The following is a 12,052-nucleotide window of genomic DNA, read 5'->3' as shown; positions in this document are numbered from 1 at the left end:
ACGTGCGTGCTTCTTCAGAACTTCATGGCGCCGGCGGCAAGGTTGGCGATGAAGTGGCGCGAGCCGATCAGGAAGACCCCGATCAGCGGGATCACGGACATGAGCGTTCCGGCGATGACCATCGACCGGCCGGTGGTGTAGACGCCGTTCAGCTGCTGCACGGCCACTTGCGGTGTCACCTTGCCCGGGTCGACCATCACGATCAGTGGCCACAGGTAGTCGTTCCCGATGTGGAAGAAGGTGAAGATCCCCAGGAACGCCAGCCCCGGGCGCAGCACCGGCAGCCCCACCGTCCACCAGTGGCGGAAGAACCCGGCCCCCACGACCCTCGAGGCATGGATCAGCTCGTCGGCGATCGCCCCCTGTGCGTACTGGCGCATCCAGAAGACTCCAGCCGTACTTGAGGCAGCCCGAGCCCGAAGCGGCGAACCGGCGGGCGTCCTGTGCGTGCCCGGACTGCGTCGGCCGTTGGGTGGGTGGTGGAGTGCGGCGCGCCCGTCGTGTCCACCGACATCGCGCAGATGCCGGAGTCCCGGTCCACGCCGTGTAGTTGGCCGCCAAGGGCTCCAACTCGCGCGCCGGTCCGGAACCACCGCGACTGTCGAGCCGACCAGCCGTGACTCACCCATGGAGAGGCCTCCTGTCACCACCGATGCGGAGATTGCCTCACCGGCCGAACCCCCGGGTCCCGGCCCCCGCCTTCGTCGCACGTCGCGGCCCGGTCGGAGCCAAGCTGCTTCCGCACGCCACCGTCAGGTAGGGACGACTGCGTCCTCCGGCTGCGGCACCGCCGTCATCGAGGCCACCCGCGAACCGACCGGCCTCGGTTCGCGCCCACCACCGCCGCGTGCTACCTGAGATACGCGGTGAGAGGGAGGTTCTGGCGGCGCACGTCACCGGCGACGAGCCCTGCCACCCGCTGGGCGCCGTAGGTGTCGAAGTGGGTGTGGTCGTTGCAGAAGAAGGTGCCCAGGGGACCACTGCCTCCGTAGTCGCCGTTGTTCGGGCAGAAGCGCAGACTGTTGTAGAGCGAGACGCTGAGCGCCTGCAGGTCGATGACGGGGGCCCTGGTGGCGGATCCGGCGGCGAAGGTCTCGCCCACGAAGCCGCGGTTCCTGGTCGCTGTACCGCCGGAGCAGGTGATGGCGGCCACCGGGGTGAGCAGCACCGGGTGTGCGCCCCGGGCCAGGGCGGCCTGCGCCATCATGGTCATCAGCTGTTGGTACCGGGCCGGGCCGACGTGCCGGGGACAGGTCGAGGAGGAGTCGTTGATGCCGAACTGGATGAACAGGTAGTCACCGGCCTTCAATCCGGTGGTCGAGTTCAGCATCGCCTGCCAGCGGGACGAGTACGTGGTGGACGTGAGGCGGCACTCGCCGTCCGAGCCCTTGGTGCTGCTCACGTTCCCCTCGTACAGCCAGGTCTGGATGCTGCGGCCTCCCACGGCCTGGTTCTTGACGGTCACGTCGCTGTTGAACAGGGCGTCGAACTGGCTGCCCCAGCCGACCGGACAACGGCCGGAACCCGGGTTGGCCATGGTGGAGTCACCGGCCAGCCACACGGTGACCGGCGCGGCGGCCGTCCGTGCGGCCGGCGCCTGGGCGCGGGAGGCACTGGTGCAGTTCGTGGCGACGCGGTCCGCCGCGGATGCGGCGCTGACACCGAGGCTCGACAAGGCGATCGCGAGCGCGGTCGTGATGAGAATCCGTAAGTTACTCAACGGGTCCCTCCTTGGGACTGGCGCCGGGCGTCGGTCAGCGCAGGTGCGCGGCCAGGGGCAGGCGCTGCTCGCGGATGCTCTGGAGCACCAGCCCGCCCATCTGGCTCGCGCCGTACTGCGAGAAGTGGGTGTTGTCCGTGACACCGTCGACCGATGAGCGCAGGAAGAGCTGTGCGGAGGCGGACGGGCCGAGGGACTCGACCAGCGTTTTGCTCTTGGTGGTCAGATCGATCACCGGCACGTTCTGCGCCGTGCCGACCGAGCGCATCTCGGCGGGCAGGTTCACTCCGACGCCGTTGACGTGCAGCGCTGTGGGCGTGAGCCGGTTGCCGTCGAACTGCCGGCGGACCGGCGGGGTCACCAGAACCGGGACGCCGCCCTTCGCACGGACCTGCGTGATCATGGAGGTGAGGTTGCTCCGGAAGGCTGACGCGCTGGTCTGCTTGTCGTTGTGGCCGAACTGGATGAAGACCGCGTCGTTTGCCCTGACCTTCGGCAGCAGCGCCGGGAAGAGCGCCGAGTTCCTCAGGAAGCTGCCCGAACTCTCCCCCGAGTCGGAGTAGTTGGCGACGGACGCTCCGGGACCCACCGCCGGCGTGATCATCTGGCCCCATCCCGTGTACGGGGCCAAGAACTGGTCGCACACGGTCGAGTCACCGGCCAGGTAGGCGACCAGCGGCTGGCTCGCCGGTTTCACGGAGACGGCCGACACCTGCGGGTTGGTCCCCGCGAACCGGATGTCCAGGCCGGGGTTTCCGGTGCCGCCCTGGCCGGTCGGCTGCCCCTCCGGCTGCCGCACGTTGACGGTGAACGAGTACGTGGCGGCGGCACCGGCCGCCGTCTTCGTCGCCGGAAGCATCAGGCGCCGGGCCTCCACCCACATGTCGGTCTCGGCGGCAGTGGCACCACCGATGGAGACCGTCACGTCGTAGTTGCCGGGTGAGACCGCGTAGTGACACTTGATCGGCGCAGTGCCGGAACAACCGGCCGGCAGTGCCCGCGTGGCGGCATCGGCATGCGCCGCACCGGTGCCGACCAGCGTCGCAAGGGTCAGCAGACCCACTGCTCCCAGCTTGACCCCGTGCCCTTCGAGACTCGATGTCATGCCCATTACAATCACTTCCCAATCTTTGACCGGAGAGTTGCCCGGGTTGAGGTCCGTGGCCCGTCTCTCAGGCCTGGGTGAAGCCGTTCATGATGACGGAGGGCCGCTTCGTGGCGGAGTCCCAGGCGCCCATGTCGTAACCGGTGAACGGGGACATGCACTCCGGCTCCCAGTAGAAGATGCCCTGCCCGCCGTTGGCCTTGAGGGCCTTGATGTAGGCGGCCAGCGCGGCCTGGGTGGAGGAGGCGCGATCCACCCGACCACCGAACTCGCTCTGCAGGAACGGTTTGCCGTAGGCGTCGGAGATCCTCTTCATGTTCCCCACGATCCCGGCCGCGACGTCGGTGCTGCCGTAGGAGGAGAACACCGACATGTCCCACTTGCCGCCGTTCGCGGCGAAGCGACTGAAGAACGTCGTCATCGCGTCGTACTTCTGCGGCTGGGCCAGGTGGATACACACGGTCGAGTTCGGTGACACCGCCTTGACCTGGTCGTATGCGGCGTTGAGCAGTCCGGTCATCTGCGCCGGGCTGGAGACGCCGCCGACTGGGCGGCAGATCCCGCTGTTGATCTCGTTGCCGATCTGCACCCAGGTGGGGAGCACGTCGTTGTTCCTCATGACCGTCATGGTCTGGTTCACGTACGTGCCCATCGCGGTGCGCATCTGGGTGTAGCTCATGTTCCGCCAGGCGGCGGGCGGGTTCTGCACGCCGACGGAGTTCCAGGTGTCGCCGAGCATGTAGTCGAGCATGATCGACATACCGGCGGCCTTGACCCGCTTGGCGAAGGCGGCCACCTCGTTGATGCCACAGTGCCCGTTGGCCGGGTCGCTGGAAGGGTTGACGAACGTGCGCAGGCGTACGGCGGTGATGCCGTATCCCTTGAGGGTGGTCAGCAGGTCTCGGGTCTGCCCGTCGGCGTTCCTCCAGGAGTAGCCACGCGCCTCCATCTGAGGTGCCCAACTGATGTCGACGCCCCTGACGAAGTTCGCCGCGGCCTCGGCAGGCGTCTCGAGTTCGGCGAACGCGACGGCGGTGGCGAGCGCTCCGGCGGTGGCGGGGGTGGCCTTGAGCAGGGTTCGCCGGCTGATGCGCCCTGCAACTGGTGTGGGGGGTTGCGGGGACATGGTCGGTCCTTTCCTTCCGTCGGCCGCGAGTGAGCCGTCGCGGTCGGCGGAGAGGGGGCGGTGAGAAAGAGATTTCGAGGAGCGAGGCGGATGGGAGGAGCAACTGACTCTCGGACTCGCCGAGCTGGTGTGGCCGCGTCGATCCAGCCGTTGGCCTCCCTCGGTGGGGCAACAACTACGGCAGGAGTGCTTGCGAGTGGCACGTGTCGAAGGGGGCGGCCTGGGCGTGCCAGGGACGCTCCTTCAGGTCGGACCTGTGAGCGATCACAGGGGGGTGTGACGGAAGTGCGCAATCGCATCACAACGAACTTGATGTGCATCACGCAGCTTCTCGATCGGGCACGAAGCTGTCAACCATTGCTCACCAATCCATGGAAGAAGCAGTGCGATCCTGTGGACGGAAGCTCGCCGCGCCTCGGCCGTGAGCTGTCTGGAACGGCGGGAGTCGGCCCAGCTCAAGTGCCCTTCTAGAAGGAATGCGGCGACAGGGGCGAGCTGCGCACGGGGCATCTCGTCGGCTCGCATCCGAACAGGCTCGAACAGAGAGAGTCAACAGACCGCTTGACGGGCCATCAGCGAATTCCTACCCTCGCGGCGAATGGGAGCGTTCCCACACCTGTGCCCAGACCGCTGTCTCCGCGATCTTCATACCACCCCCACATCGGAGGTCATAGTGACCGTCCCGCACCGGCATCCGCGCACCCCATCGCGCCCATGGCGATTCCCACGCCGGCCCAGCAATCGGCTGTTCGAGGGCCTGGCGGCCGCCACCGCACTGGCCCTCACCGCCCTCACCGCACTCACCGGACTGCCGCAGACCGCGCATGCCGCGACCGCGCGGCAGGTGGAACGCCTCGATCGGGGTCTGACCAGCGTCCACACCGGCGGCGGGAACCTGGTGTCGTGGCGGTGGCTGGCCACTGACCCGAACGACGTCGCCTTCAACGTCTATCGTGGCGGCACCAGACTCAACTCCTCGCCCCTGACCACCTCGACGAACTACTTGGACGCCGGCGCCCCGGACTCGGCGGACTACACGGTGCGCGCGGTGGTGAACGGCATCGAGCAGGCGCCGTCCGAGCACGCGCTCCAGTTCCGCACCGGATACAAGGACGTGCCGATCTCCCCGCCGCCCGGGGGCACTTCACCGGGCAACTCGCCGTACACCTACGAGGCCAACGACGCCTCCGTCGGCGACCTCGACGGCGACGGTGCCCTGGACATCGTTCTGAAGTGGCAGCCGACGAACGCCAAGGACAACTCCCAGTCCGGCTACACCGGCAACACGATCGTCGACGGGATCAAGCTCGACGGCACTCGCTTGTGGCGTATCGACCTGGGCCGCAACATCCGCTCCGGTGCCCACTACACACAGTTCCAGGTGTACGACTACGACGGCGACGGCAAGGCCGAGGTCGCCATGAAGACCGCTGATGGCACGAAGGACGGAACCGGCGCGGTCATAGGCAGTTCCTCGGCCGATCACCGCAACTCCTCGGGCTATGTGCTGTCCGGCCCCGAGTACCTGACGATGTTCAACGGGCAGACGGGCAAGGCGATGCAGTCCGTCGACTACGTCCCAGCCCGAGGCACGGTGTCGTCCTGGGGGGACTCCTACGGCAACCGCGTGGACCGGTTCCTGGCGGGCACGGCCTACCTGGACGGTTCCCGACCCTCGGTGATCATGGCTCGTGGCTACTACACCCGTGCGGTGATCGCGGCCTGGGACTGGCGGAACGGGCAGTTCACCCGCCGCTGGACCTTCGACTCCAACGCCAACAGCGGCTACGCCGGCCAGGGCAACCACCAGTTGTCGGTCGCGGACGTGGACGGGGACGGCAAGGACGAGGTCGTCTACGGCGCGATGGCCGTCGACGACAACGGCAACGGCCTGTGGACGACGCGGAACGGTCATGGGGACGCGATGCACGTGGGCGACCTCGACCCGTCCCGGCCGGGTCTGGAGGAGTTCAAGGTCGACGAGGACAGCTCCAAGCCGTCCTCCTGGATGGCGGACGCGAGGACCGGCCAGATCCTCTGGTCCACCCCGGCCGGCGGTGACAACGGCCGGGGGGTGTCCGGTGACATCTGGTCCGGCAGCGCGGGCGCCGAGTCGTGGTCGTCGCTCGTGAGTGGCGTCCGCAACCCCAAGGGCGCGGTGGTCGCCAGTCGTAAGCCCGGGTCCAGCAACTTCCTGGCGTGGTGGGACGGCGACACCACGCGCGAACTCCTCGACGGCACTCACATCGACAAGTACGGCACCTCCGGCGACACCCGCCTGCTCACCGGCTCCGCAGTCCACTCCAACAACGGCACCAAGTCGACGCCGTCCTTGTCCGGCGACGTCCTCGGCGACTGGCGCGAGGAGGTCATCTGGCCGACGTCCGACAACACGGCCCTGCGGATCTATTCCACGCCGTACCAGACCAATACGCGGATCACGACCCTTCTCCACGACACCCAGTACCGCACGGCCCTGGCCTGGCAGAACACTGCCTACAACCAGCCCCCGCACCCCAGCTTCTTCATCGGCGGCAACATGCCTACGCCTCCCCGCCCCACCGTCGCGCTGCCGCACAGCCTCTGAGCCGGACAGCCGACTTCCCTGATGCTTGAGCGAGTTCAAGCATCAGGGAAGTGCGGTCCGGTTCGGCGAACCGATCGCGCGCTTCGGGCGAGAGGAAAATCTGCCGGGCCACGTTTCGCTCCCCGGGCGGCAGTTGGGCTCAGTTCCCGAGGACGACGGTGGCGAGCCGGTTCCATCCGAGGGTGTCCCAGGCGCCGGCTGACGACGAAGGCGGGCACGCCGAGCGCGTCGAAGAGGTACTGGACGGTGGGCCGAAGTCGCTACGGCGGGGGCGCCGCCCGCGGTGTGCGGTGCCGGTCGGGCTGGGCCAGCCACATCAGATGGTCCCGTTCCTCCTCGGTCAGGCGCAGTGCCTGTGCCCCGGCGTCCAGGACCTAGGCCGACATGGTTGCGCCGTAGCCCTGTTCCAGACGTGCGTAGTACGCGTATGGCACTCCCGCCAGTTGCGCCGGCTCCCTCGCGCCGCAGGCTGGGTACCCGCCGCCCCTACGAGGGCAGGCCGATGCCCTCGAGAGTGAGCCGGGCCCTGCGAGACCGCAGAAACTCCTTGAGCTCGGCACGCCGGTCAGGTCCGGCAAACACCTCGTCGTCGGTCGCTACATGTGAAGACGTCGCTGTCCTCCGTTTGTCAAACGTGCTCCCGGATGCGGAGCAGCGTAGGCAGCTTCTCCAACTGGTCGGCGCGCAGTCGACGAGGTCGCACACCGTGTGGCATCGCCACCCGGCCCAACTGCGCGCCCACGAGGTATGTGGAGGTGTGTACCCGTCACCGGGACTCGGGGTCCTGTTATGTGCCGGACGGAAGGCCAGAGCCGGCAACACTGCCGCCAACGCCGGTCATGATGGCGTTGATGATGCCCTGCTGGGTGACCGTGAGGGAGCGCCGGTTGAACAGCCCGAACCCGTACCGATCGGTTGCACCGTTGTCCCAGTAGACGGTGGCCGCGCCGTATTTCTTGGCGGTGGCCGCGACGGCCCGTGCAAAGTCTGCGCGATACCTGTTGTTTGACGAATCGAACGATGACTTGTCGATGGCGCCGTATTCGCCGACAACTACCGGATACCCCTTCGTGACGAATGTGTCGTACATCTTTTTGAGCTGTGCATCCAGATAGTCTTCCTGTCCCCAGGTGGACTTTCTGGCAGGGTTGGTCGCCGCTCGTCCCCACTGCGTGATGGTGCCGTTTTCCTCTCCGGCGAAGTCCCACGGGCTGTAGTGATGAACGGAGATCATGATTCGTCGTTCATTGGCGGGAATGGAGGAGGAGCGGTACTGGTCGGACGGAACCGCGAAGCCGTAGTTCCCCGCTGTATAATCGATGTTTGTGTTCCAGCCGGGAACGAGCAGCCACCTTGAGCTGTTATTTCCGCCGGTTTTGCGCACGGTGTCGACGAAAATCTGGTTGTAACTGTTGATGTTTGAATAGCACGGTTGGGTCGGGTTTCCGTACTGCCCGTCGAACTCCTCGTTCATGGACTCCAGGATCAGGCGCTGGTCGTAGTTCTTGAACCTGTTTGCGATTTGCTGCCAAGCTTTCTGGTACTTGGCCCTGATCGCTGTTTGGGAGGGTGCATCACAGATCAGCCAGGAGCCGCTGATGCTCTTGTAGCCGTCGCCGTGCATGTTGATCAGCACATGCAGGCCCCTGTTGTAGGCGTAGTTGACGACCTCTTGGATTCTGTTCAGCCATGAGGGATTTATCGTGTGATCTGGGCCGGGCCCTATGTGGCCCAGGTAGGAGACCGGGATCCGGATGGTTTTGAACCCGGCCGCCCTTACTTTGTCGATGAGGGCTTGTGTTACGGTCGGCTGTCCCCATGCCGTTTCTTTGGGGTATCCGTTGGTATTGGCTTCCAGCTGGTTCCCCAGATTCCATCCCGCGCCCATGTCGGCCACGATCTGCGAAGCGCTCGACGGTGCCACGGTATCGGCCGATGCCTGATGTGCCGCGCCGTACACAGATGCGGCAACTGCCAACAGGATGGCAAGGAGAATGACCCTGATCTTCCCTGCTAGTGAAACCATGTGTTTTCCTCTCTTGCAGCCTTGAGGGTGTCGGACCCCCAAGTGGATCTCTCTGTGCGAGTGGGAGCGGCGGGAGCCGCCCGCTGTTCGGGTGGTGGTGTCCACGCCGGCCTGGAAACGAACACAGTCGATTGCGCGGCGGCTGACCTCGCGGGCATCCGTGGGCGGCCACGCACCCTGCGCGGTCCGGATGCGCGGCGATCACGGCAGACGCGCGCACCCGGGCCGCGCGTGTGGTCGCTCCTCAGCTCAGGACGGATTCCCAGGTGGTCGTGGAGGAAGTGGCGTCGGCGCGAAGGCGGTCGCGGGCCGCGGTGTCGCCGTAGAGGCTCCACCGCATCCAGCCGACGAACGTGTCGATGGTCCGGGAGTCGCCGAAATAGTTGCTGTGGCCGGCGCCGCGGAAGGTGAGGAACGCCTTGGCGGCGGGCAGTTCCCGATACGCCTGACGAGCGGAGGAGATCGGGCACGTTCCGTCCCGGTCGCCGTGCATGAAGAGAACCTTGGCGCGGACCGACGGGCTCGGGTTGCCCATGTCCACACAGGACATGGGGATCGCGGCGGTGATCCGTGCGTCCGGCCAGGACGTGAGCAGGCCGTGGGTGGTCATGCCGCCCATCGAGTGGCCGGAGACGCCGACTCCGACCGCTGTGTTGATGTGGCCGGCCAGCGGGTCGCCGGCCGTGCTGAGGGCGAGGGTCCGGGTGATGACCTCGGAGACGTCCTTGGACTGGTTGCCGTTGTAGACGTCTTGGCGACTGAGGTGGGCGAAGTGGGGGGGCGGGGACGATGAAACCGGCCTCGGCCAGGGGACGGATCACCGCCAGGGAATTCTGCGGGCTGCTGCTGAAGCCGTGCATGAACGCGCAGACCGGGAAGACGCCCTGGGCAACGGGGACGTCGGCGACCGGGGAACCACCGGGGGCGCCGGTGGCGGGGTAGTAGACGTAGTTGGTCCACCGGCGGCTGCCGCGGCTCCAGGCGTACTGGCGCACGCCGACCGCGAACCGCTGGGTCGGAGCTCCGGCCCTCGCGGCGGCACCTGCTGGTCCCGTGCCGAGCAGGGACATACCTACGCCCGCGGCTCCGGCTGCGCTCAGCGTCAGCACACTACGCCGTTGCATGGTCATGAGGACTCCTGGTGTGGGGGGTGTGCGGAGCGCTGCTCGGCCAGGTGTCGCGCAGAGGTATGGGTGAAGCCGCGGCGGTGAGGCTGACCGAGGTGGTGGGGGAGTGGCCGAGGTGGTGGGGGAGCCGTGGGGGTGGTCAGAACGGCGAATCGCGCATGAGGGAGGACGTTCCGGGCCTGCCCGTAGTGGTCATCGGCGTGGTGTGGCCTTGTCGGCAGAGGCGCGGCGAGTTGCTGAACACCGGCCGAACCGTGACTCGTTGAGGGAGAAGCCTTCGCGCTCACCTGCCCGCCTGTCTGACGGGGAGGTGTTGATTCTGCGGAAGCGGCGCAGGGGGTGCCTCTCCTTCCGCTCTTCGTGTGCTGCGCCTATGGGAGCGTTCCCACTTGTCTCGCAACAGGTAGATTCTCGATCGGGTGCCGATCTGTCAATCATTGGCGCCCAACTCTGTTGCATTCGAAACGAATTCGATGGATCGCAGGGGCCGGGAGGTGCTGCGTGGTGTCTCCGAGGACCGCCCGATCGCACGCGCGGCGGGCCGTCAGCCGCGGCCGATACCTGCGCTCATGCCGGCGATCGTATGAGCCCTGATGTCGGGGTGCGGTCCCTCCGCGAATCGGGTCACCACGGCGCGGACATGATCCTGAGCCGGCTGGAACAGGCCGTCGTACACCGCGACGCAGACTTCCCGCGCCCGTGACCGGGGCCAGCCGGGCGGCAGCAGCCCGATGGGGAGCAGCGGGTCCAGGATGGGGAAGTGCCGGTAGGCGTGCATGACCTCGGTCCGTGCGCGCACCGCGTCGGCACCGGTGACGAGGTCGGTGCTGATGTGCGGAAGCAGGCTGCTCCAACGGTCGATGAAAGCCTGGTAGTGCTCAGCGATGCCGGGCAGGTCCCACGCCTCGACCGGGTTGCGGTCGACCTCCGTGTCCAGTTCCTCCTGCCGCGCGCGGAACACCGTCACCGCTCCCCGCGCCAGGTCGGCCACCTCGATCCGCCCCTTGGGGGTCAGGGGGTGCGGCGACACCCAGAGCGCGTCGTACAGCGGCGCGAATCCGCGCCAACGCAGCGCGGTGCGCAGTGCGCGCCGCCGCGTGCTCTCCTGTTCCGGGACGGAGAAGGCGATCAGCGTCCACCGACCGTCCCATGAGTCGGGCTGGGTGGTGAAGGTGGCGATCGAGCTGGCGCCGCTCCACAGATCGACGGCGGCCCGCGACGTCAGCCGGTAGGAGCTGTACCTCCCTTGCCGGCTGCCCTCCAGCACCCCACGGCGCATCAGCCTGCTGATCGTCGTACGGGCGGCGCCCACGGTCACTTGGAACTCTCCGAGCAATGCCACGATCGCCGCAGACGGCAACCACGCCCGGCCGGGGAACGTGTAGTCGGCGATCAATGTCACTGTGAGTCCCTGCGGCGATACGTTGCTTTGCCAGCCGGGCGACCGCACGGGGCCGACGGCGCCGTCACCCTCGTCGGAGAAGATCTCCTCGAGGTTGGACAGGTTCGGCAAAGTCGGCTCCGGCGCGGTGGACAGGGTCGGCATCACTGTAACGGTTGTGGAATCGCCCGGGTGTGGCTCCGCCGCGATCGCACCGCCAGGCGGGATCTCCGCGCGCAGGCGAAGGAGCCCCGACAGTGCCCCGGTGTGTCACACCGGTGTACTTGGAGGTGACGGGAGCGAACAGCCATCCTTGGCACCGTACTTGCGGGGGACGCGGCGCGTTGGGCGATGTGGGCGTTCGTCATCGTCAATGTGGTGGTCGTCGAGGTGCTGTTCCTCAACGCCGGGTCGGGCAAGAGCGAGGTGCCGGCCGTCGCCCTTCGTGACGACTCGCCACTACGACGAATTGGAGGCGACCTGGACGGAATCGACCCGGCGCAACGTCACCGAGGTTCTGGAACTACTCGGGGCGACGCGCGTACACGCGGATGCGCTCCGCGACGCCGCATCGCTTGCCTGTCCTGACGAACCCGCCGCGCCCACGACCGTGGCGGCGGGCTCAGCCCGTCGTGTGCCGGGTCGCTCTCTCCTGGGCGGGGTTGGCCGCCGGCTCCTTGGCCGACGACAACTCCCCATGCCGGAACGCGCCTTCCCGGCACACAGGACGCTGGACCCGCTGATTGCCGTCGACGCACGGAACGAGCACCCCGGCGCCCGCCGCGACGTCGACTGAACTGTCCATGCACACGGGACCGGGACGGTCAGCTCCCCGAAAGTCGTTCTGGTGGAAGCCGTGCGGGGAGGCACCCGCCGACGGCTGAACGCCATGCCCGCGGAGGGCTGCGCGACGTCCTCGACGCCATGGGTGCCTGGGCCATGTGGGTTCCGGACGCCAAGCAGGAAAGCGCATCGTGAGG

Annotated in this window: 9 protein-coding genes; 1 reads left to right on the top strand and 8 read right to left on the bottom strand. The window is 67.3% G+C overall.

Features of this window, described 5'->3' with window-relative positions; translation table 11 throughout:
- Window positions 1–14: 14 nt before the first annotated feature.
- The 4 genes from ACFU5F_RS22600 to ACFU5F_RS22585 all read right to left on the bottom strand — a co-directional run bounded on the left by ACFU5F_RS22600 (window position 15) and on the right by ACFU5F_RS22585 (window position 3,951).
- Complete coding sequence (locus tag ACFU5F_RS22600; protein ID WP_383890098.1) at window positions 15–380, bottom strand: hypothetical protein; 366 nt, start codon at window positions 378–380, stop codon at window positions 15–17.
- A gap of 470 nt (window positions 381–850) precedes the next feature.
- Window positions 851–1,720 (bottom strand): SGNH/GDSL hydrolase family protein, encoded by an 870-nt coding sequence (locus tag ACFU5F_RS22595; RefSeq protein WP_383890095.1) that lies wholly within the window; start codon window positions 1,718–1,720, stop codon window positions 851–853.
- A 34-nt stretch (window positions 1,721–1,754) separates the two neighbouring features.
- A complete protein-coding gene (locus ACFU5F_RS22590; protein WP_383890093.1) occupies window positions 1,755–2,825 on the bottom strand; it encodes a rhamnogalacturonan acetylesterase in 1,071 nt (356 codons plus the stop codon).
- A 67-nt stretch (window positions 2,826–2,892) separates the two neighbouring features.
- Window positions 2,893–3,951 (bottom strand): glycosyl hydrolase 53 family protein, encoded by a 1,059-nt coding sequence (locus ACFU5F_RS22585; protein ID WP_383890090.1) that lies wholly within the window; start codon window positions 3,949–3,951, stop codon window positions 2,893–2,895.
- A gap of 673 nt (window positions 3,952–4,624) precedes the next feature.
- Here ACFU5F_RS22585 and ACFU5F_RS22580 point away from each other — a divergent pair.
- A complete protein-coding gene (locus ACFU5F_RS22580) occupies window positions 4,625–6,538 on the top strand; it encodes a rhamnogalacturonan lyase (protein WP_383890087.1) in 1,914 nt (637 codons plus the stop codon).
- 787 nt (window positions 6,539–7,325) lie between these two features.
- Here the strand turns inward: ACFU5F_RS22580 and ACFU5F_RS22575 are convergent.
- From ACFU5F_RS22575 to ACFU5F_RS22560, 4 genes are all read right to left on the bottom strand, one after another.
- A complete protein-coding gene (locus ACFU5F_RS22575; protein WP_383890085.1) occupies window positions 7,326–8,564 on the bottom strand; it encodes a glycoside hydrolase family 5 protein in 1,239 nt (412 codons plus the stop codon).
- Between the two features lie 244 nt (window positions 8,565–8,808).
- The gene (locus tag ACFU5F_RS22570; RefSeq protein ID WP_383890083.1) at window positions 8,809–9,174 is read right to left on the bottom strand and encodes an alpha/beta hydrolase; all 366 of its coding nucleotides are present in this window, start codon (window positions 9,172–9,174) and stop codon (window positions 8,809–8,811) included.
- 1,061 nt (window positions 9,175–10,235) lie between these two features.
- A complete protein-coding gene (locus ACFU5F_RS22565; protein WP_383890080.1) occupies window positions 10,236–11,237 on the bottom strand; it encodes a PaaX family transcriptional regulator C-terminal domain-containing protein in 1,002 nt (333 codons plus the stop codon).
- Between the two features lie 457 nt (window positions 11,238–11,694).
- Complete coding sequence (locus ACFU5F_RS22560) at window positions 11,695–11,877, bottom strand: hypothetical protein (RefSeq protein ID WP_383890077.1); 183 nt, start codon at window positions 11,875–11,877, stop codon at window positions 11,695–11,697.
- Between the last annotated feature and the right edge of the window lie 175 nt (window positions 11,878–12,052).

The organism is Streptomyces sp. NPDC057438 (genome assembly GCF_042802995.1).
In the GTDB taxonomy this organism is placed as follows: domain Bacteria; phylum Actinomycetota; class Actinomycetes; order Streptomycetales; family Streptomycetaceae; genus Streptomyces.
This window is presented reverse-complemented; position numbering and strand designations above follow the sequence as displayed.